We start from the raw sequence: 22,580 nt of genomic DNA, 5'->3' as shown, positions 1-22,580 counted from the left end.
CTTGTGGCAACCGTTGATGCATGGTCTCCCGGTCATGGGATTCTCGCCGTCGCAGCGTTCGGTTGGTCGGAGCGTTGGCCAACCGAGTCCGCTGGGCTTCGGCGGAGTCGGCTCGCCGCTCCACTCGACACCGAAGGTTTCTGCGAGTCGTGCTGAGGTCATGGTTCAACGCTAGGAAGGTCGCCCGGGCTGGGGATAGACAGTTGCGCTCAGTTGCTCTCGTCGATCTCGGATTGCACGCGGATGATGATTGCGCGCGCTTCACGCCCGTAGACCGCTGCTCGGCTCATCTGTTCGAACATCCGGGCGTAGAGGCCAATCTCCTGAGGCTGGGTTACCTCGATGCTGGCGGTTGGCGTTTCGAGAGCAACGCTGGTTTCGTCGAAGATCCAGAAGCCTGCGGAGCCCACCGCCTGACGTTCGATCATGGCTGGCAGGATGCCGAGCGAAACGTTGGGCAACGTCATGACCGACAGCAGCCGGTCGAGCTGGGCGAGCATCGTGTGACCGTTGCCGGACCATGTCCTCAGGGAGGCTTCCTCCAAGAGGACAGCGAAGGTTTTGGTGCCGTCGTAGATGACCGACTGCCTTGCCATCTTCGCGGCGACTGCGGCGTCAAGGTCGTCGTGCGCCTCTAGGAACTCGATCCACACGGCGAGCATCGCGCGAGCGTAGTCGGCGGTCTGAAACAAGCCGGGGATGACGTTTAGCTCGTAGATCCGGAAGCGCTTGGTGCGCTCGTACAGAGGTACGCCCGAGAGCATCAGCTGCTTCATGCCAGCACGCGTTCTGCGACGCCACTCCATGTACATCGAGGTGACGGCCCGGGACTGCACGATCAAGTCCGCGGTTTGATCCTCGGCACGGCAGGCAGCACACCACGTGCGTATGTCCTGATCGGTGGGCGTCTGCACACCGTGCTCAAGTTTGCTGATCCGGGTGAAATGCCAACCGGTCGCGGCTGCTAGCTCGCGACCGGTCAGCCCTGCATCCATGCGCAGGTCTCGCAGGCGTATCCCTAACGCCTCCTGCGCTTTCCTGGCTGAACTACTCGGGTTTGTAGTCACTGTGCGGAATTGCCAGAGCCCAGACACGCGCAAAGGCGTCTCGGCACATCGCCACTACGGCGGCATCGGTTGTGGTTGTGAAGGCAGTGTTCATGCCTGATCCTGCGTAGTGCAGAAACACCGCTCGCTCATCGTCAAAAAGGTAGAAGTCGTTGCCAGGGATGCAGACCTCCGAGACACGCCGCCTCGGAACCCAGCGAAGATCCTCGCCCGCATCAACCAGCGGCTGCGTAGTGCTGTATGCCCAGCGCTGATAGTCGCTGAGCGGTTCGGACACGATCATCGCCCGATGCACGATGCGACCGGCGGCCCTGTGGGCTCGGAGCCTCTCGCAGTAGCTCTTGAGCCATTCGAAGTCATCCGTCTCACCGGCCGCCCACCTAGCCATGTGCGGCAGCTCAATCTCTGTGCCGTAGGCGTCACGGGTCTCAAGATGCAGCGACGACCGGTTGAACGACCTCAACAGCTGTCCGAAGTCGTCTTCGCTGATCTCTTCCACTTGAGCCGCGCCTCTACTGGAAGAACTGGATCATGCGGTCCGGGATCTCCACGACGGTCTCTCCGGCCGGCACATTCAGCGCCGCGAGTGCTTCGGGGTCATCGACGACCCAACCCTGCACGACCCAGCTCCCCCGGTCGGTCTTGTACAGGGTCGGGCTGTTGTCCGGACGGGACTGCGGGTCTCCTGCTACGAGTGTGAGCTTCATACTGATCCCCTGCTTTCCGTGGTTGCTTGAACTTGCTCTGTCGAGTCTGCAGTTACTCGTCGTTGCGTGTCAGCGGAGTTGCGGGAAGTTGCGCGACGACTTCGTCAGATGGGCGCTTCTTGAAGTACAGGCCACAAGGCGCGCTCGAAGGGCTCGAATAGGCTCCGCTTCGTCGGTAGCGTCTCGGGCTGCTCGGCGAGTACCCGAGGAGTTTCACTGCGCCACTCGGTCGCTGGCCGCTGGAACAAAGCACCTGAGGGGTAGTCCGCGAGATCAAGAGTCCGGACGTGCTTGAAACCGCGGTTCTCGTAGTAGCGATGGAGGCCGACATTGTCAGTCCAAACATCGATGCGCACCCACCGATTGCCGAGCTTGCCCGCGCGATCGCATGCCCAGTCGATGACGTCGTCTCCGAGACCGGAGTACTTCCGGCGAACGATTAGCCGGTGGAGGTACATCGCTGGTTCGGCCTGCTCGTCGGGTGTCCAGAGCTGCGGGTCAGAGAACGAGTCGAGCGCAACCGTGGCGGCAGTGTCACCTGCGTCGGTTCGGACCATCCACGTCTCTCCTGCGCGAATGCTGCGGAGGATGCGCTCCGACTGAGCTTCCGGGTTCGGCCAGGCGACGGCCCACTGACTGATGCCTCGCTTGGCGAGCCATTCGCTGGCCTCGGTACGCATCGCGAGGATGCTTGGTAGGTCCGCGATCGTGGCCTGTTCGACGATCACGACTCAGCTCCGTTCTCGCGAGGTAGCGCCTTCAGATCACCGATCTCGTAGACCACACGATTGCGGTCTCCGGCAAAGATTGTGAGCGTCAGTCGCAGCGGTCTCGTATCGCTGTACGTCGTGCGGATGTAGACGAGAACCGGCGTACCCGTGTTCAGTCCGAGCTTGCGGGCTTCGTCCGGGCGGGGCATGCGGGTGGTCAGCTCGTCCACATACCCGATCTCGGTGTGCCCCTTCGCTGCCATCGCGCGGATGACACCGCCGGGCACGTCGTGCGGAGTGAGCAGACCGCACTCCTGAGCGATGTCCATCGGGTAGTAGCTGTCCTGGAGGCTGAACGGCTGCCCGTCGACGTAACGCGTGATCGCGCGCGAGACCAGCGCGTCACCCTCTTCGACCTGGAGGCGGGCGGCCAACTCGGGGCTAGCGGACTTCATGCGCATCTCGAAGTCGCGGTACTCGCCCTTGCGGCCTTGGTCCCGCATCTCGGCGTTGAAGGCGTCGGTCTGGTCACTGGCTAGCCGGTCGCGGCTCTCCGCCCAGGCTGCGTGATAGGTGAGCATCATCTGCTCACGGACGACAGTGCCTCTGCCCTGCGTGCTGCTGATCATGCCTTCGTTCTGGAGGACACCCAGGGCGAGCCGAACGGTGTTCCGCGATACGTCGTACTGGTCGCGGAGCTCCGCCTCAGTCGGGAGGCGTTCGCCGGCCTTTAACGCGCCGGTCCGGATCTGATCGCGGAGGTCGCTCGCGATGCGCTGGTAGAGGGGATCCGACTGGGCCATGCGGCGTCCTTCCAAGGTTGTTCCAACAAATGGTGCCATTCCTCTTGACCTCCTCCTAATGCGTGCCTATGGTTGGTGATGTTCCAAAGGTTGGTACAACACACATCGTAGTGGAGGAAGAACCATGGGTATGCCCCGCAGAGTGATGGTGCAGTTCGGCCTGGCCTTCCCGTACGGCCTGTACGCCGTCAGCCCGGTTGAGCCGGAACTCGACTTCGAGCGGTCATCCAAGGACCGCCCCGTGCAGGCTCGGGACAAGGAGACCGAGCAGCTCGTTTGGAAGGTCGAGGTCATGGACCCCGACCCGGACGCCAAGAAGGCGGACCGGACGATCGTGATCCGGCTGCTGGCCGACGTTCAGCCGGTGCTCCCGGAGTCGCTGCCGGGTCTGCCGTTCACCCCGATCGAGCTGGAAGGCATGACGGCCGCACCGTGGGTCGACACCCGCTCGTGCACCGGCCCGGAGAACGGCAGAGGCCACCGGTGCCGCGCTCGTCAAGGCTGGTCGTTCCGGGCAACGGGTGTGAAGGCACCGAAGTCGATGCCGGGTCAGCGTGTGGCGTCGAACGACAAGGCGGCCTGATCGTGGCGCGCAACTCGGCTGCGGCGGCGGTCACCATCCATGTCCACATGGATGAGCACACCGCCTTGAGGAAGAAGTTGTTCACCTCTCCCGGCGGGAGCCCGTGGATGACGCTCGACATCGGCGACGGCTTGGAGACCATCAGCCTCTTCGTCCGGGATCTCACGGTCCTGGATGGTCTGGGAGACATGGTCGAACAGGCTCGCAAGGAGCTCGCGGGTGAGCTGGGGCTCCTTCCCAACGGGGAGCCCTGCCGGTTCGTCGATGTGCTCGGATCCCTGGAGTGGAACGAGCACGATCACGACCAGTGCCTAGAGCAACTGATCGACGAGCCGGTTCCCTTCGTCCCCGTGGTCGTCTCCAGCCCGGGTACGGCCTGGGAGCGTCACGACGACCCCACCGTTGAAGACAACCCGCTGGATGACGACGACTACGGCGACGACCAGGAGGAAGACAACGTGCCGGCCGATTGCCGTCCGGGTAGTCGGGTTCTGTACGCCGAGGGCTGGTTGTAATGGCTCGGCGCGATCTGGATGCGTGGGCGGTCGCGCTGGGTGTCAGTGATGACGACGCGGCAATCCATCGGCTCGCTCAGCTGGAGCGGCTGACCAAGGAACTGCAAGACCAGTACGCCCAGATCTGCGACCGGCTGCGCGGCCTGGACGAGCGGGGATTGGCGGCTCGGGCTGCCGACCGGTTCGACGCCGCGAACGAGCGGTTGTTCTGGGTCAAGCGGGACTTCCTGCTACACGAGCGGGGGCTCTGAGATGTCGGGCCGCAAGGAGCTGGACCGGTGGGCGAAGGTCCTCGGCGCGACCAATGACCTCGCGGCTCTGTCCGAGCTGGTCCGGCTGCGGCAGCGGCTGGTCAATCTGGCGCTCGCGTCGCTGGATGTCGAACGGTCGCTTGTGAATGCGCCGGACCCGGATCTGACGGCGGCTTTGTCCGTCGGTCATGACATCGGCCTGGAGCTGTGGAGCCGAGTAAAGGCGATCGAGATGCGGTTCGTCTCGCATGAGAGGGGTGATGACTGATGGCGGGATTGTTTGCGACGCGTCGGGATCTGGACGCGTGGGCGGTGGCGCTGGGGGTGTCGAACGACTCGGACGCCTCGGGGGAGCTGCACAAGCTGATGGGCCGGTTGCTCGATGGGCAGGACCGGATCAGGACGGCGGCACGGTCGTTGTCGAAGGCCCCTAACGAGGACGTGCGCCGGTCGCTGGCTACGGCTCTGGGCCGGTTGGACCTGGCGGTGTTCGCCGTGGGTGAGGCGCTGCGCGGATTCGCAGTACACGAGAGGGGCTGATGAGTCATGGCGATTGCAGGTAGACGCCGGTTCCTGGACCAGTGGGCGCGAGCCCTCGACGTGACGAACGACCTGGAGGCGATGCACAAAATCCGTCTCCTGATGAACGAGCTGGACGACGCACGATCCCAGCTCGCCAAGACGACAAAGGTCCTGGCCTCGGTCCCGGATCCCGACGCCGCCACGGGCGCTACCGGCGCGATGACGGCACTCGAAAACGCCTCGGCAAACCTGCTGCAGGTTCAGCGGCGGTTCGCCAAGCACGAGAGAGGACGCAACTGATGGGCAGCAAGATCAAGGAAGGACGCAAGGCCACCGGCGATTTCCCGCATGGCCGGATGGCGGCCTCACTGCTTCGGCATCCGGGCGTGATGGTGCCGCTGCTCCTGGTCCCCACCGTGATGGTCTACGGGTTCACACGGGGTTGGGCTGGTCCGATCGGAGTTGCCGGCCTTTTGGTCGCAGTGCTCGCGGGGTGGGCAATGTGGTGGCGGATCTCGTTCCGCAATCAGATCGTGTACCGGGGCAAGGCTTGGTATCGGCGGTGGTTCTTCTACGCGCCGCGGTGGTGGTTCTGGATGGGCCGCCTGGGCATGTCGGTCACCAACGAGATGACGGGCTGGATCCTGCGGCCGCGGATCCTCAAGGTCCGCTCCACCGGCTGTGTGGACTCGGTCCTCCTGGATCTACCGCTCGGTGTCCGCACGACTCAGGTAGCCGACGCGGTGCCGGATCTGCGCCACGCCGCGAATGCCCGCCGGGTCGCAGTCCGCGAGGTCGCCCCGGGCCGCGTATGGGTGGACTTCTACACCGCTGACCCGCTGCGCAAGACGATCTCCCCGTTCCCGCACCCGACCCAGCTGCGGGTCAAGGACCTGGACGGCCTGATCCTCGGCTACTGCGAGGACGGTACGCCGTGGCGGCTCAAGGTCGTTGATCGGCACATCTTCGTCTGCGGTGTGTCCGGTGCTGGTAAGTCCTCGGTTCTGTGGTCGCTGCTGTGGGCACTCGCGCCGTACATCCGCGCCGGTCTCGTCGTGGTCCACGGACTCGACCCCAAGGGCGGCATGGAACTGGAGTTCGGCCGCGAGCTGTTCGACCGGTACGAAGCCGACGACTACTCCGCGATGGCCGAACTGCTCGAAGAGGACGCCGACTACCTCGATGAGCGAACGAAGCTGCTGCGAGGCAAGGCACGCAAGTTCACCGCGAGCCGGGAAACCCCGTTCGTCCTGGTCATCATCGACGAGCTGATGCAGCTCACCGTCCTGCTGCCGGGCACGCAAGGCCGCCAGCTGTCCGCACGCATCGATGTCGCGCTCGGTCGGCTGCTCGGCAAGGGCCGCGCCCCGGGATTCGCCGTCTTCGCTACCTCGCTGCTGGTGACCAAGGACGTGGTGACGTGGCGCGAGCTGTTCTCGGTCAAGATCGCGATGCGCCTCGACAACGAAGCTCAGGTTGAGATGGCACTCGGTGAAGGCGCTCATGACCTGGGCGCGGAGTGCGAACGCATCCCCGAATCCATGCCGGGCGTCGCGTACGTCGTACAGGAAGGCAAACGCGAGCCCGTTCGGGTCCGGTCCGCCTACATGACCGATGACGCAATCCGAGAGATGGCGGTCTCTTACAGCCCGCACGGCGCGATCGAAGCTTCCTCGCTCGACGGCGTGACCCTGTTCAACCCGAACACCGTCGACGGCGAAGTGATCGAGAGCGGTGAAGCCGCATGACCACCTCACTGCGACTCGTCAGCAACCCCAAGCCCCAATCCGCCGGCCAACTCGAACTGCCGATCATTCCGCGGCTGTCCCTGGCGATGCGAGTCGTGGTCAACCGCTGGATCACCCGCGACTGGCACGACCGTGCGGCCTGCAAGACCACCGAGGACCCAGCGTTCTACAGCGACAAGCCCGCCGAACAGAAGAAGGCCACACAGCGCGTGTGCGGCTCGTGTCCGGTACGGCGGGCCTGCCTCGCATCGGCACTGCTCAACGACGAGCAAGGCGTCTGGGGCGGCACCACCGAGTCCGAGCGTGAAGCCATCACCACCCGCTTGGCCGACCTTTCGCCGTACTGGGTCGAACGAACCCGTACCGCCCGACCGGCTGCCTGCTGCACCGAGTGGACACCCGGTCCCAAGGAGCTCGACCCAGTCAAGCTCTTCCCTGCCCGCCGCGACCAGAGGACGGCAGCATGACCACCTTCGGCTTCCGGATCACCGACGGCGTCCAGGTCGACGCCCACCACGAGTTCGTCATCGGAGATCCGGATGCCTACATCTGCACCCGGATGGCCGCGAGCATCGACGCCGCCGACTGCGACGGCCTGATCATCCCGGGTGAGCCACACATCGTGGTCACCATCAACGATCGGCCGTTGCTGCGGTGGTGCCAAGCCTGCGCGCACGGGATCGTCGGCCGCGCCTTCGCCGACTGGGCGACCCGGTCATGAACGTTCAGCTTCGTCTGTCCGGCGACCCTGAACAGATCGAGGTCATGGTCAAGGTCCTTGCCGTGGTGTTCCAGCTCGACGGCTCGGGTCAGCTCTTCACGAACCGCGGATCTCCGGGCGTCCGCTGCTACCTCACCGCCCGCATTCCCCACAGATACGACCGATCCGAGCAGACCGAGCCGGATCCAGACCGGTAAGGAGGTGGTCCAGAATGACCGGCACCACGACCCGTCACAAGATCACGCTGGACCGCTTCCCGCTCGACGTAGTGCAAGACCTCGCCATCACCAACGGCGTCTGTGTACGCCCGATCCTGAACCGCGTCATCGACACCGAGACTGGCACTGAGCGAATCGTCGGCGTCTCCTGCGGCTCGACGCTCACCACCAAATGCCCTCCCTGCGCACAGGCGAACCGCCGACTGCGGATGCAGCAGTGCCGCGAAGGCTGGCACCGAGACACCGAACTCGAGCCCACCGACGATCCCGAACTCCCCGACGACGAAGACGAGCCGGAAGAGACTCCGGACGAGACCGGCGATGACGAGTCCTCGCGCCGCGTCCGATCGACCCGCCGCCGGCAAGACGCACCCGACCTCCCGCGGCTTCCGATGGACAAGCGCACCATCGGTACGACGTTCCGGACCCCGGACGGCAAGACCTACCGGCCGTCGATGTTCCTCACGCTCACCCTCGACTCCTACGGCGCGACCCACCGCATGCCCTACCGGGTAAAAGGCGAGCTCAAGCCCTGCTCGTGCGGAGTCCACCACAGCTCGGATTCGCCGATCCTGTCGACGCCGGTCAACCCGTCGACCTACGACTACCGACGCGCCGCACTCGACGCGCTCCACTTCTCCAAGGGCGTCGACCGCTTCGTGCAGAACCTGCGCCGCTGCGCCGGATACAAAGCCCAGTACTTCGCCGTGGTCGAGCCACAGAAGCGCCTGGCCCCGCACCTGCACATGGCTGTCCGGGGAACCGTGCCGCGTGACCTCGTCCGCAAGGTCGTCGCCGCCACCTACCACCAAGTGTGGTGGCCGCAGCATGACGAACTCCTCTACGGCGGCGATACCGGCAACGAGTTGCCCGTGTGGGACGAGGACGCCGAACGGTTCATCGACCCCACCACTGGCGTTCTGCTGCCCACCTGGGACGACGCCTTGGACGACCTCGCCGCTGATCCCGCAGCACAACCCGCGCACGTTGTCCGGTTCGGTGAACAGGTCGACTACCAAGGCATCGTCGCCGACTCCGAGAACAAGGTCAGCCGCGCGATCGGCTACCTCACCAAGTACCTCGGCAAGGCCATCGGGGAGACCTACGGCGAAGACCCCGCCGAGCTGCACCCGGCCCAGTACGAACACCTCAACCGGCTCCACGATCACGTCAAGCACCTGCCTTGCTCGCCGACCTGCGGGAACTGGCTCCTGTACGGCATCACGCCCAAAGATGCTGACGGCAACCTCATGCCCGGCGAGTGCGACAGCAAGGCACACGACCGAGCACACCTCGGCCTCGGCGGCCGCCGCGTCCTGGTCTCGCGTCAGTGGACCGGCAAAACCCTGACCGACCACCGAGCCGACCGCGCCGAAGTCATCCGCCAAACCCTCGCCGCTGCCGGTGTCGACATGGACGACCAAACCGCCATGTCGGTCACCCAGACCACCAGCGACGACGACCAACCGCGGTTCATCTGGACACCAGTCCGGCCCGGCGACGAGGACGCACCAACTCAGAAAGAAGTCCTCGCCTACAGCATCACCAAACGCATCCGCTGGCGCGAGCAATACGAGCACGCCAAACAACGCGCCCGCGACGGCACGCCACCACCCGACAACACCACTTCGGCAACTGACCAGCTGACCGCCAGCTCGGCGGCATAGACGGGGAGCAAGGCAGTGAGAAAGCTACTGACGGTCGCCCAGGCCGCTGACGTACTGGGCACCACTCAACGGTTCCCGCGGCGCCTCATCGAGGAGCGTCGAATCCACTTCGTCCGTGTGGGTCGTCATGTGCGAATCCCCGAGGACGTGCTGACGGCATATATCGCAGAGCAGACGGTCGACCCGATCGAGGTTCGCTGGAGTGCCGGCCGGGCGGTGGCGTGATGGCTGAGGCGAAGAAGGGCAAGAAGCCTCGTCGCGACTTCGGCTCCATTCGAGAGTTGCCATCCGGCAAGTTTCAGGCGTCGTACATCGGCCGCACTGGCATCCGGCAGACAGCTCCCGCACCGTTCAAGACAGATCGTGATGCTGACCGCTGGTTGAACAAGGTTGAGGCTGACCTGAGCAGCGGAGCTTGGCAGGATGAGGCGCTGGGCAAGGTTCCCTTTCGGCAATACGCAGAGGACTACCTCGATGAGAACGAAGAGGTCGGGGAGCGCTGGGCAGAGACCTGCCGCCGCAACATGCGACTGCACATGGTCGACCTCCTAGACATGCCGCTGAAGACCATCACGCCGCCCATCGTGCGCAAGTGGTACTCGAAGGCTCGCAAAGGCAAGGGCGGTAAGACTTCGATCGCACAGTCATATCGGTTCCTGCGGGCGGTGATGAACGCTGCGGTTCGAGATGAGGCGATCGTCAAGAATCCGTGCCAGATCCCGGGGGCAGGTGCGGACAAGGCATCCGAGCGACCCATTGCGACACCGGATCAGGTCGCGAAGCTCATTGAAGCGATCACCCCGAGGTACCGCGCCGTAGTGGCGGTGGCCGCCTGGTGCACGTTGCGACGTGGCGAGGTGTGCGCGCTCCGTACGGCGGATATCGACACCGAGCACAAAGAGGTCTGGGTACGGAAGAATTGGGTCGAGCTGCTCGAATCGCCGAAGAAGTTCGAGAAGGACCCGAAGACTCAGGCTGGCAAGCGTGAGGTCTCTGTCCCTCCGCACGTCTGGCCGCTACTCATCGCGCACGCCGACGAGTTCGCCGGGCCTGAGTTCTTCTTCATCGGGAAGGACGGAAACCGGATGCGGGGCAATGCCATCTATCAGGCATTCGTTCGCGCCCGCGAGAAGGTCGGACTGACCCTGACGTTCCATGACCTGCGTCATACCGGTCAGAGTCTGGCCGCCGCGTCGGGAGCGAGCACCGTGGACCTGATGAAGCGCGCCGGCCACTCCACGGCCGTAGCTGCTCAGCGGTACATCCACGCCGTTGAGGGCCGAGACAAGGAGGTTGCCAAGGCGCTGAGCGAGATCGCGGAGAACGGCTCGGCGGCCCGGCTCCCCAAGACGATCAAGATCGACTGATGTTGCACACGGAGTGCACGCCTAACTCGAAAGTGGCCTCTGACCTGCGGTTATGTGCGCGCCTGAAAAGCGGAAGGTCGGCGGTTCGAGACCGCCCCTGACCACCTTCACCCTCTCCCTAACCGGTGAGGGTTTTTCTTTTGCCCTAGCCCGCTCGCGCCCGCTACCGCTCGCCGGGCGGCTCAGCTAGAAGGCGGGCCTCGTTGTCGGTACAGACGTGCGGAGGGGCGAACCGCACCGCAAGCCCGTCCACCGAGTGGGTGACAAGAACCCACGGTTCGATAGCTCAGAGGGTGCGGAGGGTCTCTTCGAACTCGACTACCAGGGTCTCGCCGGGGAAGCGGTGGCGTAGCTCCTGGTCCAGTTCCGCGGCGATCATCTGCAGGGGTGGCTTGCTCTGACGGCCTTCCTTGAGCCCGGACGTACCCAGCGCTACAGCCTGCTCAAGGTCGCCTTCGCGGCCCGCGACGACGCCGAGGGTGAGGCGGCACTCGGCGATTCGCATTGGGCTGAGTTCGATGCCGTCCGGGGTGATGTTGTCGTTGATCACGCCATGCGCGTACCTCGTGGCCAGCTCGTCGTCTCCGGCGATTCGGTGAACATCCATCGCGTAGTAGTCCCACTTGGCGGGATCCACCTTGAAGTGATTGTCCGGCCGATCGGGGTACGGCAGGTGATCAAGAACCTCTTTGCCGCGGTCAAGCACTGTTTGTAGTCCCGAGTCACCAAGGCGCGCTTTGGCCTTGGCCTCCTGGGCTATGAGTTGGACGTGCACAGTGCCTCGCGGCGCCGCGGCCTGCCCTCGCACCGAAGCGTCGACGGCCTGGCGGTACCGACCTTGTGTCAGTGCAAACCACGCAGTCATCTCGTGTCCCCAGCCGATAATCTCAGGATGACCGGCCTCGAGACCGAGTTGCATGGCCGCCCTGCGCGTGGACTCCGCCGCGGTTCGCATCCCAAGGTCGTACTCGACACAACCAGCCAGCAGAGCAAGCCATCCGCCGGCCACGAGCAGGTCCGCATGTGCCTTCAGACCGACTGGCCGATCTAGGAGGCCCGCGACATGATGGAGCCAGCCATGGGCCTCCTGGCGCAGCTCAAGCGCGTCGCGGTGGTTGTACTGGCAGCACAACTCCTCAACCGTTGACTGCAGGCTCTCGAGAGTGCTTGCCGTTGTGTCGCTGGCTTGCATCCGCTGGATGAGTTCAGCCGTCTGCCATGGCGTCCGATCGAGCTTGGAGACCTTGTCTCCCCTGGCGGCCGAGATCAACTCGCCCTTTGCCCGCAGCGCCTCGTCACAGGCCTGCGCCACATCCTCGGTGGGGACCTTTCTGCCGTTCTCCAGATTCGACAGGTACGACCGGCTGTAGTGCGTCGCCTTGTTGAGGTCGGCCAAAGACCAACCCCTGTATTCGCGATACTCCCTCAGCCGATCTCCGAAGGTCACCCCTCCAGTGTCACTCATGCCTTTGTATCCCTGCATCCTGAACCTGAGGGATACGCGGGAACCAGTGATCCCACGCCCGGTTACCGACAAGCTGACCCCATGAACGGCACACGTACGGGGCACGGACGAGACGGGGTCGACCGGTCAGGCACCGGACTCTGCGACGGCCTCCACCCGAACACAGGCATGCCGTGCATCCTCGGAAACCACAAGGGCTACCACCGAACCGCCGACGGCGCGGAGTGGCTGGACGAGGAATAACCTACGAGACCGGCGAGGCGGGGCCTCACTTTGTGATGTAGCGCAGGGCGAGGGTTCCGGCGGCTATGGCTAGCAGGACCGTGGGGGGTGCGATGTGCCAGTCGCGGATCCGGAGGTGGGAGGCGATGGCACCGAGGAAGTACAGGATGATGCCGAGGCCGGCTAGGACGCCTAGCGGTGGCCAGATCAGACCGACTAGTAGGCCGAGCGCTCCTGCGACCTCGGTGGTCGCGAGCAGCCATGCCAGATTGGGCGGGAAGCCCACCCGGCGCAGGGTGGCCAGTTGGCTTTCCTGGCCAGCGAGCTTTCCACCGGCCGACAGCAGCAAGGTGAGGGCCAGGAGGACAGACACGATCGGGAGTACGGCGTACATCGTTGTGCTCTTTTCTGAACCGGGTGATGTCAGAGTTGGGTGATGCCGCCGTCGACGGGCAGGTCGATGCCGGTGATGTAGCTGCTGTCGTGGGATGCGAGGAACAGAGCGGCTCCGGCGACCTCGGCCGGGGAGGCGACGCGGCCGAGCGGGACTTCCGCGGCCAATGCGCTTCGGAACGCGTCGAGGTTGTCGCCGCCGGCGCGGACGAAGGCGGCGGTCTCGGTGTGACCAGGACTCAGCGAGTTGACCCGAATGTTGCGAGCGGCAAGCTCCGCCGCCAGGCTTCGCGCCAGTGACCGCACCGCTGCCTTGGTGGCGGCGTACACCGACAGGCCGGCCACGCCGCCTCGATGCGCCATGGAGGACAACAACACGATGGACGCACCGTCGTTGAGTAACGGCAGCGCTCGCTGCACGGTGAAATAGAGGCCCTTGAAGTTGGTGTCGGAGATGCGATCGAAGAAGTCCTCGCCCGCTTGGTCGAGGTTGGCCAAGCCTGCGATGCCCGCGTTGGCGACCAGCACATCGATGCGGTCCCCGCGTGCGCGGACGGTGTCGTAGATGTGCTCGTTCTCCTCGATCACGGAGACGTCCGCACGGATCGCGATGACCTTCAGGCGACGGCTGATCCGGTCGAGCTTGGATTGATCCCGGCCGGTCACGTAGACCGTGGCACCCTCGGCGGTGAACCGGTCGGCGATGGCCTCGCCGATTCCTTCACTGCCTCCGGTGATGACAGCCGTACGGCCACGAAGTACCGCCATCTCAACGGACCGCGGTGAGAACGCCGGAGACCAGCTCCAACAATTGATCGATCTCGTCGGCCTGGTACAGCAGATCGACCAGCACATGCCGTACGTCGGTGGTCTCAGCCACCCGCTTGATCGTGTCCGCCACGTCGGTCACGACGGTCACGCTGCGTACGACGGGGTAGATCCGCAGGATCATGTCCAGCTCGCCCGGATCGCGACCAGCCTCGGATGCGAGCTGTCTGATCGTGGCCATCGGTTTGTTCACCGCTGTATCCAGGTCGGTAAGGACCGGCGGGGCGATAGCCGGTAACCAGCCGTCCGCGCGGGTGGCCACTCGCCGCATCGCGGCAGGCGCGAACCCGGCGAGATAGATCGGGGGTTTGCGGACCGGCTTGAGCGCGGAATGCGTGGCGTCGATCTGCCAGTGCTTTCCATGGTGCTCAACCGGGTCGGCGGTCCAGAACCGTTCCAGTACGTCGAGGATCTCGTCGAGCCGCTCGCCGCGTTCGCGCATCGGCACACCCACCGCACGGAATTCGTCTGGCGACCAACCGACGCCGAGCCCCGGAATCAAACGCCCTCCGCTGAGTTGATCGAGCGTGGTCAGCATGCGGGCGAGCAACGCAGGTGAGTACCAGGGCGTATTCAGGATGTTGGTTCCGATGGTCGCCCGTTCAGTTGCGCTCGCGGCTACCGCCAGCAGAGCGAACGGGTCGAGTACCGACTGGAACTGCACGGGGAACGTGTCGCTGCCGTTGTAACCGACCTCTGGCTGGACCGGCGCGAGCAGGCGGTCGATGACCCACAGGCTGTCTGCTCCCAGCTGCTCGGCCGTACCGGCGTACCGCGCGATCTGCGGTGCCTGCCACGCGACCGCGCCGGCCTGCGGGAGTGTGAAGCCGACTTGCATCCGGGTTCCTTCGCGAAGTGACGTCATGTCACGAGACTCGCGGCCCCGGCGAAGGTTGCCAATCCATAGATTAGCTACTTACTATTTGTAAGTGCCTTCGTCATCGTCAGACCCCTCCGCTGTCATGGCCGCCCAGCTCGCCGATCACGACGCGAACGCGAGCGACTGCGAGGCCATGCAGAAGATCCTGAGCATCGTCGGCCGGCGCTGGACCGGCGCAGTTCTGCTGGCCTGTACACGCGGCGCCCGCCGGTTCAGCGAATACCGGCGGCTGGTCGTCGGCATCTCGGACCGGCTCCTCTCCCAACGGCTCAGAGAGCTGGAGTCGCTCGGCTTACTCGAGCGGGAGGTGATCCCCACGACTCCGGTCCAGATCCTCTACCGTCCCTCGGTCCGCGGCGAAGAGCTGATCACCGCGCTCCAACCTCTCCTCGGCTGGGGATCGCGGCACCTCTCCCGCAGCGCCTGACCGGGCGGCTTATGAGGCGCAGCTGCCCTAGGTCCACGGCTAGCTAGTCAGTGGGTGCGGATTGCTTCGGTCAGTTCGGAGATGTGGCGGATGATGAGGTCGGCTCCGGCGGCCCTTAGGGCGTTGGGCTTTCCGGGTTTGTTGGCGTAGCCGATGCTGGCGGCTCCGCTGGCTTGGGCGGCTTGGATGTCGGTGATCTGGTCGCCGATGAGTGTGCAGGCTTTCGGTGATACTCCGAGGGCTTGGGCAGCTCGGTTGATCAGGTGGGGGTTCGGCTTCATGAGTGCTGGGTCTGATGGGTCTCGGGCTTCGATGTTTGGGCGTAGTCGGCGAGGCCGGATCGGGCGAGGTAGGCCTGTATCGCGGCAGCTGTGTTGTTGCTGACGATTGCGAGTTGACGTCCGGCTGTGTGGCAGGCGGCTAGGAACTCGTCTGCTCCCGGGGTTGGAGTGGCGCTCTCGGCGGCCTTCACTTCGGCGAGCTGGAGGGCTTCCTCGATGTATGCGGCCAGGTCGCGTGAGATGCCGGCCGATTTGGACAGGAGGTGTGGGGGCTCGACACAGCGTCCAGTACGGCGGGGAGCGAGCCGAACTGGTCTACGACGAGCGCGCGTAGTTCGCCGGCGATCTGCGATGCGGCGTACCCGGCGAAAAGCGAACACACGGGCCCGTCGAAGTCGAGCAGGATGACGGGGCTGCGACGCAGGAGGGCGGCTAGCAAGTGGACGGTCACAGGTCGTAGAACCGGCGGTCGCGCTCATCCATACCGATGAGATCCATCCCCTCATCATCCCGCGCGGAGGCGCGCGCCCCGGCAACGGCGTACCGGACGCTGCGTTCGCGTCGGAGGGCTTGGTTGGCGGCGGTTTGCGGTGATCTACTGCCGCTATTTGGCAGTAGGACTCCGCAGATCTTGGTCTCGTGCGGCTACAGCGGGATGGGTCTGGCGAGAACGGGCTGTCGCATGGGAAGACGATCGCGTCTGGCGAGTGGCTGTGAATCCCAGCTGAGGCTGCGGTTGGCGCTCGTGCGGTCCTTCGGTGTCTGGTATCAGTCCGATCCTCATATCCGGATAACGTCGTTGTTGCCATGATCGTGTCCGGGTGCCAGCCTGTCGGACGGAGGAACCATGCTGAGGCGAGTCGCGAACGGCGTACTGGTCCATCAGAGCGAGCTGCTCCGGAACAACGCTGTCGTCGTACAAGGTCGGGCCGGTGTGTTGCTTGTCGACCCTGGCTTGACGGAGGGCGAGATGGTTTGTCTCGCGACCGACCTTCGCGCGTTGGGCCAGCCGGTGGTGGCTGGCTTCGCGACGCATCCTGATTGGGATCACGTGCTCTGGCACGCCGAACTCGGTGCAGCGCCCCGCTACGGCACAGCCGAATGCGCGGCCGCCATGCGAGAACTGCGGTCGAACCCGGACTGGAAGACCCACGTGGGCGAGGGGCTACCGCCGGAAATCGCTGACGAGACACCGCTGGAGCTGTTCGGCCTCATCACCGGTCTGTCGGCGGGCACCACGCAGATTCCTTGGGACGGTCCTGCGATCCGGATCATCGAGCATCCGGCGCATGCCAAGGGTCATGCGGCGCTGGTGATCGAGGAGAGCCGGGTCCTCGTTGCCGGGGACATGCTTTCGGACGTGTTCGTCCCGATGCTCGACTTCGACGCCGACCCGATCGAGGACTACCTCATTGGGCTGCAGTTGCTGGAGAACGTCGCGGACGAGGTCGATGCCGTCGTACCGGGTCATGGGTCAGTCGGCGGAGCTGATCAGGTACGCACGCGGATCGAACAGGACCGCGCGTACGTGGATACCCTGCGTGACGGTCGTTCTCCGGAGGACCCGCGCCTCACCCATCCCCCGCAGGACTGGGAATGGGTGCGCGACATCCACACCGGGCAAGTCCGGCAGCTCGCCGATCAGCGGGCCTTACGATTGCCGCGTGCTGACAGAACCGGTCAGGCTTGATTGGGGTCCCGAGAGTTGGGACGCATGGCACCCACAGACGATCGCCGGTCTCCTTGCGGGGACGCCGGCGCGATGGTGCGTGGTCGGCGGCTGGGCTTTGGATCTGTTCCACGGCCACCAGACCCGTGAACACGAGGATCTGGAGATCGCCACGCCGATGTGGGACTTCGACCTGATTCGGGAGCGACTGTCGGCGTACGAATTCTTCGTTGCGGGCCGGGAGGGCTTCTGGCCTGTCGACGGCGCGGGTGCCGCGTTCTTCGAGTACCAGCAGACGATGGCGCGCGACCCGTCGACCGGCAGGTGGCGCGTCGACGTCATGCGCATCCCCGATGACGGCACGAACTGGATCTGCTCACTCGATCGCAACATCCATCGCCCGTACGCCGACGCGGTCGCCCGCACGGCGGACGGGATCCCGTATCTGTGCCCGGAGCTGGTTCTGCTGTTCAAGGGTCTGCAGACTCGGCCGAAAGATCAGTCGGATTTCGAGGCCGCCGTACCTCTCCTGAGCGCTGCGGCACGGAACTGGCTGGCACATGCGCTTGCGCAGACCAGGGGCGACGGGCATCCGTGGATCAGCGTTCTCGTTGCTGACCACTGAAGGAATTCTGGCCGAGGGTGTCGAATCGGGCATGGCTTGTTCGATGCAGTAGTGAGTGGCTGCCTGTCCGGGTTGCCGAAGTTGCGAGGAGAGCATGATGAGCGCGACCTACACCTTCGATGTCTACTCCAGCCTCGACGGGTTCGCGTCGTACGACGATGCCGACTGGGGACCGTACTGGGGTAAGCACGGGCCGGAGTTCCTGGATCGGCGGTTCGCCTTGTACGGCGAGGCGCAGCGGATGGTGTTCGGGGCCAACACGTTCCGGCTGATGGCGGAGATGGTCGGCGTGAGCAAGGTGCCGGACGAGGCGCTCGATCGGGAGAACGTACGGATGCGGAGGCTGCCGACCACGGTGGTGTCGTCAACGCTGGAAGGACCGTTCGACTGGCCGGATGCGACGGTCGTGAGTGGCGATGCCGTCGAGCTGATCACCCGCCTGAAGGAGGAGTCCGACGTACCGCTGCGTTCGCACGGGAGCCTGTCGCTGAACCGTGCACTGATGGCCGCCGGCCTGGTCGACCAGGTCCAGGTGACGGTCTTCCCGGTGATCGCCGGACGGAGTGGCGTGGAACCGATCTTCGGCGGTGCGGCTGACTTCGACCTCGAGCTCATCGAGACCCGTACCTTCGACGGCCACACCCAGGAACTCATCTACCGACCGACGCTGCACGCCTGAGCCCAACTACTAAAGTCGAGTGCATGCATGGCGAAGCACTGGGATGGGCAGAGGACGTTCTAGGTGCTCGGATCACCGACGTCGGCGAGCTCTCAGGAGGTCTGACCTCGACCATGCTCGCGCTGACAGATGCGGCCGGACGGCAGTCGGTTCTTCGGCTGATGACCAACGAGCCCTGGCGAAAACACGGGTTGGACCTCACCCGTCGCGAAGCGACCGCCCTGGAAGTGCTGGAAGCCACGGCGGTACCGGCCCCCACGACTTTGGGGCTGGACGGGGAGGGACGGCGTACAGGAGTTGCCGCCCATCTGATGTCACGCCTGCCGGGCGGCCCTGCGGCTGAGATCGACCTGACCGCGATGGCGACGCTCTTGGCAGCCATCCACGAGGTCAAGCCTGCGGAGCCCTTTCGCACGTACCAATCGTGGGCGTGGGAAGAGAAGCGGATCACGCCCGACTGGACGAAGTATCCAGGTTCCTGGCGGCGCGGATTCGATCTGCTCGCGGCTGATCCACCGCCGTACGAGCCGATATTCCTGCACCGGGATTACAGCCACCGGAATCTGCTGTGGAGTGCGGGCGAGATCACCGGAGTGGTGGACTGGGTTGAGACCTCGACCGGTCCTGCCTGGCTCGACGCCGGGCATGCGGCGACGAATCTGGCGCTGGCCTTCGGACCTGAGCCCGCCCACGCATTCCTAGAACGGTACGCCGCGCTGACCGGTCGCACGGTTGAGAAGTACTGGTTGGTGATGGATGCGGTCGGATTCCTGCCGCCGCCAGGCAGGGCGGCCATGTTCGGATCGGCGATCGAGGTGGAACGCCTCGACAACTGGGTGCACGACCTGAGCTGACGTTTTCTGTCGGTGGGGGTTGTTAGCTTCGGTTCATGCGATTCTCTGTGACGTTCGGGGCGGTAGGGCCGGGGCGCGATCCGCGTGGGCTGGCTGAGCTTGCGCGGATGGCCGAGGACTGCGGGTGGGACGGGGTGTTCCTCGAGGACTACCTGGCTTATCAGGGCGATACCTCGGAGCCGACGTACGATCCGTGGATCTGTCTGGCCGCGATGGCTTCGGTGACGTCGAGAATCACACTCGGTACGACGGTGACACCCGTTCCCCGGCGTCGTCCGTGGAAGCTCGCGGCCGAAGCGGTCGCGCTGGACCACTTGTCGAACGGTCGCCTCATCCTCGGCGTCGGAATCGGCGATCCCGGCGACCCGTTCCTGGCCGGCGTCGGTGAGCCCAGCGACCCGCGGGTGCTCGCCGAGATGCTCGACGAGTCGCTGGAAGTCATCACGGCCCTGTGGACCGGCGAACCTGTCCATCACCACGGCAAGCACTACCAACTAGACGGCGCTCAACTCACCGCCCGCCCCGTCCAGCACCCGCGGATCCCGATCTGGGTCGGCGGCAACCTGCTGGTCCCGTCGGTCCGCCGCCGCATCCTCCGCTGGGACGGATCCACCGCCTACAAAGGCCCCACCACCGCACCCCAGAAGCTGGTCCCCGAAGACATCCGCTCCCTCCAAGCCGAACGCCAAACCCCACTGGACATCAAGGTCCGCCTAGGCGACGGAGACCCAGCCGCCTACGCCGAAGCCGGCGCCACCTGGTGCGGCCGCTGGATCGCCCCCGGCCCCCGCCCCGAAGCAGAAGCAATCCTCCGCCAAGGCCCACCACAACTGTCCTCGACCTGAGGGCTGGCATCATCGGCGGATGATCACGAAGGCTGAGTACCTTGCCCGTGCGGAGGCCGAAGACGACTGGGCACTGACCTCTCGCGCTCCCAGAGCTTTTTCTGACCAACCGCGCTTGGCATCATCAGTGGTGTGAGCCGCGACATCTTTGTTCAGGACATCCCGCCGGGGATTCGCAGCGTTGCGGAGATCCCTGACGCGTGGAGGCCGTCGCCGTTGCCGTTCGGCCGGGCTGAGGTTGTGGCGACCGTTCGCGCGCTTGTCCCCTCCGCGGACTTCACGGCACCGACGTGGGGACAGGTTGTCCTTCCGGGCGCGCAGATCGAGATCAACGTGCCCGACGAGCCGCAGCTCGGTGGCGTCGTCCTGCATATCCGTGGCGGTGATCAGACCGCGGCCGACGAGTTCGTCGCGCAGTTGCTCAGGCGGCTCAATGTCCGGGCCTTCGACTCCGACAGTGAGACCGGCCTGTTCAGCGCTCTCTGAGAGCGAGGTGCGCCTCCTCCGCGCGCGGCTAGGCGGGGAAGGATTTCCAGTGGCCTTCGGAGATTAGGGCGGGCTTGCCGTCGACTACTTTGATGGCGGTTTGGTCGTCTATGGCGTAGGCGGGGGTTTCCAGGTCGGCGGCCCAGGTGGTTGCGTTGGCGAGGGTGTTGTTGGGCATGTGTTCGTGGTCGAGGTGGGGGTAGATCGAGAAGTCGACGAGACCCAGGGTCCGGTCGTCGGGGGCGGATGGCCAGTTGACGAAGTCCTTGCCTATGCGCGGAGTCAGGACCATGCTGCCGGCGCTCACTCCTACCCAGACGGTGTCGGGCAGGGAGGGGATCAGGTCTGCCAGGCCCGACTCGCGCATCCAGTGGTACAGGTAGGTGGCGTCGCCGCCGTCGACCAGCAGTACGTCGGCCTCTCGGACCCACGGCTCCCAGCGGTCCTGGCCGATGCTGGGCAGGGCGGTGAGCTCCAGAACGCCGACGGATGCCCAGCCCTGGCTGGGCATGTTCCACGGGGGCTCACCGGTGACGGAGCCACGCACGAAGGTTGGCCCGCACTTCGGGTGCCCCCACATCGCCGTCGGGACGACCAGCGCATGGGACTCGGAGATCGGTTTGCCCAGCAGGTCGACGAGCGCATCGCGGATACTCCCGTTCGTGATGCCGCCGGAGGTAAGTAAGAGCTTCACAACACCTGGCCCTTCGTCTCGGTCATACCTGTTCCACGAACGCTACGGACCAGATCCGACAGTTTGGCTAGCAAATCTACGGACGTCGGTCAGGTCGGCTCTGCTCTTGTTCGGCCAAGAACTCGTCGAGCAGCTCGAAGAAGACCTCCATGACACGGCGATCTTGGTCCGGAGTGAGCTCCCAGACTTCCCACCCTTCGGGAAGTGCGATGTGGCGGACCACACCGTTCCACGCGTGATTGCATTCGCGTCCCCTGCGGGCCACGAGCCAGTCGTACCAGCCGTCGAGCTCCGAGCCGCCGTGCCTGTAGGCGTGAGCGTCATACCCATTCAGGTACGCCGTCAGGCTCGTGAACGACGGGCGCGAAACGAACAGTCCGGGACGCCGGGACACCTCGGCCCAGAACTCGCGTTCACTGCTCCCGTTGAGATCCACGCAGGCATCATCTCTCAGGAGTCGTGGGTGAGGGTGATCGTCACGGGGGCGTCGTTCACTCCGACCACGATATAGGGATCTTCTATAGGGGCTGCTGTTATTTCGTCTTTGCCTGCCTTCTTTTCGCGGCTTACCGTGAAATAGAAGGTCAACGGAGACGAAGGGCTGGAAATGCAGGAATTTGCGGGGAAGCGGGCTGTTGTCACGGGTGGCACCCGGGGAATTGGGGCTGCTGTCGCACGGCAGTTGGCCGCGGGCGGAGCGCAGGTGCTGGTGACTGCTCGGTCAGCGGAGACTGCGACACCTGAGGGTGTGACGGTTGTGGCAGCTGACGTACGGAGCCGAGCGGGGGCCGAGGTGGTTGCGGCGGCTGTGGCGGAGACGTTCGGTGGGGCGGACATTGTGGTTCACAATGCGGGCGGTGCGCGGCCGTTTGTGGATAGCGCGGCTATTCCTGATGAAGAGTGGCAGGACGCGTTGGATTTGAATTACCTGGCGTCCGTGCGACTGGATTCGTTGCTGGCGCCAGGGATGCGGGAACGGCGATCCGGTGCGATCGTGCATGTTTCGTCGGCGGCTGTGTTTACCCCGGTCGGGCCGTTTCTGCATTACGTCGCGGCGAAGGCGGCGTTGGAGAGTTACAGCCGCGGGCTGTCGCTGGAGTTGGCGCCGTACGGCGTGCGGGTCAACACCGTGACGCCGGGTCGGGTCGCGACACCGGGCGGCGAGGCAACCCGGGTGCTGTGGGCGCAGATCGCCGGCTCATCGGATGACGCCGGTGCGGTGCCGCCATTGGGGCGGGACGGCCGGCCTGACGACCTTGCGAATGCGGTGCTGTTCCTGGCGTCCGAGCGAGCGGGCTGGGTGACCGGCAGCAATCTTGTCGTCGACGGCGGCGAATACCCGAGGCGTTGAAG

The 22,580-nt window shown here is 65.0% G+C and carries 34 protein-coding genes; 22 read left to right on the top strand and 12 right to left on the bottom strand.

What is annotated here, in order from left to right:
• Positions 1-209: 209 nt before the first annotated feature.
• The 5 genes from OG474_RS20005 to OG474_RS19985 form a co-directional block, all read right to left on the bottom strand.
• Complete coding sequence (locus tag OG474_RS20005; protein WP_405063853.1) at positions 210-1,067, bottom strand: helix-turn-helix domain-containing protein; 858 nt, start codon at positions 1,065-1,067, stop codon at positions 210-212.
• Positions 1,048-1,566, bottom strand: coding sequence for a DUF6879 family protein (locus tag OG474_RS20000; protein WP_405063852.1), 519 nt, complete (start codon positions 1,564-1,566; stop codon positions 1,048-1,050). The genes OG474_RS20005 and OG474_RS20000 overlap by 20 nt, the downstream gene beginning before the upstream one ends.
• Positions 1,567-1,579: 13 nt before the next feature.
• A complete protein-coding gene (locus tag OG474_RS19995; protein WP_405063851.1) occupies positions 1,580-1,774 on the bottom strand; it encodes a hypothetical protein in 195 nt (64 codons plus the stop codon).
• Positions 1,775-1,878: 104 nt separating this feature from the next.
• The gene (locus OG474_RS19990; RefSeq protein ID WP_405063850.1) at positions 1,879-2,502 is read right to left on the bottom strand and encodes a GNAT family N-acetyltransferase; all 624 of its coding nucleotides are present in this window, start codon (positions 2,500-2,502) and stop codon (positions 1,879-1,881) included.
• Positions 2,499-3,287 (bottom strand): GntR family transcriptional regulator, encoded by a 789-nt coding sequence (locus tag OG474_RS19985; RefSeq protein WP_405063849.1) that lies wholly within the window; start codon positions 3,285-3,287, stop codon positions 2,499-2,501. The genes OG474_RS19990 and OG474_RS19985 overlap by 4 nt, the downstream gene beginning before the upstream one ends.
• 130 nt (positions 3,288-3,417) lie before the next feature.
• Here OG474_RS19985 and OG474_RS19980 point away from each other — a divergent pair, with 130 nt between their 5' ends.
• Genes OG474_RS19980 through xerC form a run of 13 tightly spaced genes read left to right on the top strand, consistent with a single transcriptional unit; the run spans position 3,418 to position 10,879 of the window.
• Positions 3,418-3,870: a plasmid replication, integration and excision activator gene (locus OG474_RS19980; protein ID WP_405063848.1), complete on the top strand. Its 453-nt coding sequence runs from the start codon at positions 3,418-3,420 to the stop codon at positions 3,868-3,870.
• A gap of 2 nt (positions 3,871-3,872) precedes the next feature.
• Positions 3,873-4,385: a hypothetical protein gene (locus OG474_RS19975; protein ID WP_405063847.1), complete on the top strand. Its 513-nt coding sequence runs from the start codon at positions 3,873-3,875 to the stop codon at positions 4,383-4,385.
• Positions 4,385-4,636, top strand: coding sequence for a hypothetical protein (locus tag OG474_RS19970; RefSeq protein WP_405063846.1), 252 nt, complete (start codon positions 4,385-4,387; stop codon positions 4,634-4,636). Before OG474_RS19975 ends, OG474_RS19970 begins: the two co-directional genes overlap by 1 nt.
• Position 4,637: 1 nt before the next feature.
• A complete protein-coding gene (locus OG474_RS19965; RefSeq protein ID WP_405063845.1) occupies positions 4,638-4,904 on the top strand; it encodes a hypothetical protein in 267 nt (88 codons plus the stop codon).
• Positions 4,904-5,176, top strand: coding sequence for a hypothetical protein (locus OG474_RS19960; RefSeq protein ID WP_405063844.1), 273 nt, complete (start codon positions 4,904-4,906; stop codon positions 5,174-5,176). Before OG474_RS19965 ends, OG474_RS19960 begins: the two co-directional genes overlap by 1 nt.
• Before the next feature lie 6 nt (positions 5,177-5,182).
• The gene (locus tag OG474_RS19955; protein WP_405063843.1) at positions 5,183-5,458 is read left to right on the top strand and encodes a hypothetical protein; all 276 of its coding nucleotides are present in this window, start codon (positions 5,183-5,185) and stop codon (positions 5,456-5,458) included.
• Positions 5,458-6,906 (top strand): FtsK/SpoIIIE domain-containing protein, encoded by a 1,449-nt coding sequence (locus OG474_RS19950; RefSeq protein WP_405063842.1) that lies wholly within the window; start codon positions 5,458-5,460, stop codon positions 6,904-6,906. Before OG474_RS19955 ends, OG474_RS19950 begins: the two co-directional genes overlap by 1 nt.
• Positions 6,903-7,373: a WhiB family transcriptional regulator gene (locus OG474_RS19945; protein ID WP_405063841.1), complete on the top strand. Its 471-nt coding sequence runs from the start codon at positions 6,903-6,905 to the stop codon at positions 7,371-7,373. The genes OG474_RS19950 and OG474_RS19945 overlap by 4 nt, the downstream gene beginning before the upstream one ends.
• Entirely contained in the window at positions 7,370-7,627 is a 258-nt protein-coding gene (locus OG474_RS19940; protein WP_405063840.1) for a hypothetical protein, read from the top strand. The genes OG474_RS19945 and OG474_RS19940 overlap by 4 nt, the downstream gene beginning before the upstream one ends.
• Positions 7,624-7,824 carry a hypothetical protein gene (locus tag OG474_RS19935; protein ID WP_405063839.1) on the top strand — a complete coding sequence of 67 codons (201 nt, stop codon included), beginning with the start codon at positions 7,624-7,626 and terminating at the stop codon, positions 7,822-7,824. Before OG474_RS19940 ends, OG474_RS19935 begins: the two co-directional genes overlap by 4 nt.
• Before the next feature lie 14 nt (positions 7,825-7,838).
• Positions 7,839-9,512, top strand: a complete 1,674-nt coding sequence (locus OG474_RS19930; protein WP_405063838.1) for a replication initiator — start codon at positions 7,839-7,841, stop codon at positions 9,510-9,512.
• Between the two features lie 15 nt (positions 9,513-9,527).
• Positions 9,528-9,737 (top strand): excisionase family DNA-binding protein, encoded by a 210-nt coding sequence (locus tag OG474_RS19925; RefSeq protein WP_405063837.1) that lies wholly within the window; start codon positions 9,528-9,530, stop codon positions 9,735-9,737.
• Positions 9,737-10,879, top strand: a complete 1,143-nt coding sequence (xerC, locus tag OG474_RS19920; RefSeq protein ID WP_405063836.1) for a tyrosine recombinase XerC — start codon at positions 9,737-9,739, stop codon at positions 10,877-10,879. The genes OG474_RS19925 and xerC overlap by 1 nt, the downstream gene beginning before the upstream one ends.
• Positions 10,880-11,165: 286 nt before the next feature.
• On the opposite strand, the gene OG474_RS19915 is transcribed toward xerC, so the two are convergent.
• Positions 11,166-12,344 carry a multiprotein-bridging factor 1 family protein gene (locus tag OG474_RS19915; protein WP_405063835.1) on the bottom strand — a complete coding sequence of 393 codons (1,179 nt, stop codon included), beginning with the start codon at positions 12,342-12,344 and terminating at the stop codon, positions 11,166-11,168.
• A gap of 81 nt (positions 12,345-12,425) precedes the next feature.
• Between OG474_RS19915 and OG474_RS19910 the strand changes: the two genes are divergently transcribed.
• The gene (locus OG474_RS19910) at positions 12,426-12,587 is read left to right on the top strand and encodes a hypothetical protein (protein ID WP_405063834.1); all 162 of its coding nucleotides are present in this window, start codon (positions 12,426-12,428) and stop codon (positions 12,585-12,587) included.
• Positions 12,588-12,612: 25 nt separating this feature from the next.
• On the opposite strand, the gene OG474_RS19905 is transcribed toward OG474_RS19910, so the two are convergent.
• Genes OG474_RS19905 through OG474_RS19895 form a run of 3 tightly spaced genes read right to left on the bottom strand, consistent with a single transcriptional unit; the run spans position 12,613 to position 14,652 of the window.
• Positions 12,613-12,960, bottom strand: coding sequence for a DoxX family protein (locus OG474_RS19905; protein ID WP_405063833.1), 348 nt, complete (start codon positions 12,958-12,960; stop codon positions 12,613-12,615).
• Between the two features lie 29 nt (positions 12,961-12,989).
• The gene (locus tag OG474_RS19900) at positions 12,990-13,727 is read right to left on the bottom strand and encodes an SDR family NAD(P)-dependent oxidoreductase (protein ID WP_405063832.1); all 738 of its coding nucleotides are present in this window, start codon (positions 13,725-13,727) and stop codon (positions 12,990-12,992) included.
• Position 13,728: 1 nt separating this feature from the next.
• Complete coding sequence (locus OG474_RS19895; protein WP_405063831.1) at positions 13,729-14,652, bottom strand: TIGR03619 family F420-dependent LLM class oxidoreductase; 924 nt, start codon at positions 14,650-14,652, stop codon at positions 13,729-13,731.
• Positions 14,653-14,716: 64 nt separating this feature from the next.
• Between OG474_RS19895 and OG474_RS19890 the strand changes: the two genes are divergently transcribed.
• Positions 14,717-15,094: a winged helix-turn-helix transcriptional regulator gene (locus OG474_RS19890; protein ID WP_405063830.1), complete on the top strand. Its 378-nt coding sequence runs from the start codon at positions 14,717-14,719 to the stop codon at positions 15,092-15,094.
• Between the two features lie 47 nt (positions 15,095-15,141).
• Here OG474_RS19890 and OG474_RS19885 read toward each other — a convergent pair whose 3' ends face one another.
• Positions 15,142-15,375: an HAD family hydrolase gene (locus tag OG474_RS19885; protein ID WP_405063829.1), complete on the bottom strand. Its 234-nt coding sequence runs from the start codon at positions 15,373-15,375 to the stop codon at positions 15,142-15,144.
• Positions 15,376-16,222: 847 nt separating this feature from the next.
• Between OG474_RS19885 and OG474_RS19880 the strand changes: the two genes are divergently transcribed.
• The 6 genes from OG474_RS19880 to OG474_RS19855 all read left to right on the top strand — a co-directional run bounded on the left by OG474_RS19880 (position 16,223) and on the right by OG474_RS19855 (position 20,533).
• Positions 16,223-17,065: an MBL fold metallo-hydrolase gene (locus OG474_RS19880; protein WP_405063828.1), complete on the top strand. Its 843-nt coding sequence runs from the start codon at positions 16,223-16,225 to the stop codon at positions 17,063-17,065.
• On the top strand, positions 17,040-17,669 hold the full coding sequence (locus OG474_RS19875; protein WP_405063827.1) for a nucleotidyltransferase domain-containing protein: 630 nt from the start codon (positions 17,040-17,042) through the stop codon (positions 17,667-17,669). The genes OG474_RS19880 and OG474_RS19875 overlap by 26 nt, the downstream gene beginning before the upstream one ends.
• A 97-nt stretch (positions 17,670-17,766) precedes the next feature.
• Positions 17,767-18,348 (top strand): dihydrofolate reductase family protein, encoded by a 582-nt coding sequence (locus OG474_RS19870; protein WP_405063826.1) that lies wholly within the window; start codon positions 17,767-17,769, stop codon positions 18,346-18,348.
• 23 nt (positions 18,349-18,371) lie between these two features.
• Positions 18,372-19,202: a phosphotransferase family protein gene (locus tag OG474_RS19865; RefSeq protein WP_405063825.1), complete on the top strand. Its 831-nt coding sequence runs from the start codon at positions 18,372-18,374 to the stop codon at positions 19,200-19,202.
• Between the two features lie 35 nt (positions 19,203-19,237).
• Positions 19,238-20,047 carry an LLM class flavin-dependent oxidoreductase gene (locus OG474_RS19860; RefSeq protein ID WP_405063824.1) on the top strand — a complete coding sequence of 270 codons (810 nt, stop codon included), beginning with the start codon at positions 19,238-19,240 and terminating at the stop codon, positions 20,045-20,047.
• Between the two features lie 132 nt (positions 20,048-20,179).
• Entirely contained in the window at positions 20,180-20,533 is a 354-nt protein-coding gene (locus OG474_RS19855; protein WP_405063823.1) for a hypothetical protein, read from the top strand.
• A gap of 28 nt (positions 20,534-20,561) precedes the next feature.
• On the opposite strand, the gene OG474_RS19850 is transcribed toward OG474_RS19855, so the two are convergent.
• Positions 20,562-21,227, bottom strand: coding sequence for a Type 1 glutamine amidotransferase-like domain-containing protein (locus tag OG474_RS19850; RefSeq protein ID WP_405063822.1), 666 nt, complete (start codon positions 21,225-21,227; stop codon positions 20,562-20,564).
• 76 nt (positions 21,228-21,303) lie between these two features.
• Positions 21,304-21,663 (bottom strand): hypothetical protein, encoded by a 360-nt coding sequence (locus OG474_RS19845; protein WP_405063821.1) that lies wholly within the window; start codon positions 21,661-21,663, stop codon positions 21,304-21,306.
• Between the two features lie 171 nt (positions 21,664-21,834).
• Here OG474_RS19845 and OG474_RS19840 point away from each other — a divergent pair, with 171 nt between their 5' ends.
• A complete protein-coding gene (locus tag OG474_RS19840) occupies positions 21,835-22,578 on the top strand; it encodes an oxidoreductase (RefSeq protein WP_405063820.1) in 744 nt (247 codons plus the stop codon).
• The last annotated feature ends 2 nt before the right edge of the window (positions 22,579-22,580 follow it).

The sequence above is a fragment of the Kribbella sp. NBC_01505 genome (assembly GCF_045040285.1).
GTDB lineage: Bacteria > Actinomycetota > Actinomycetes > Propionibacteriales > Kribbellaceae > Kribbella.
This window is presented reverse-complemented; position numbering and strand designations above follow the sequence as displayed.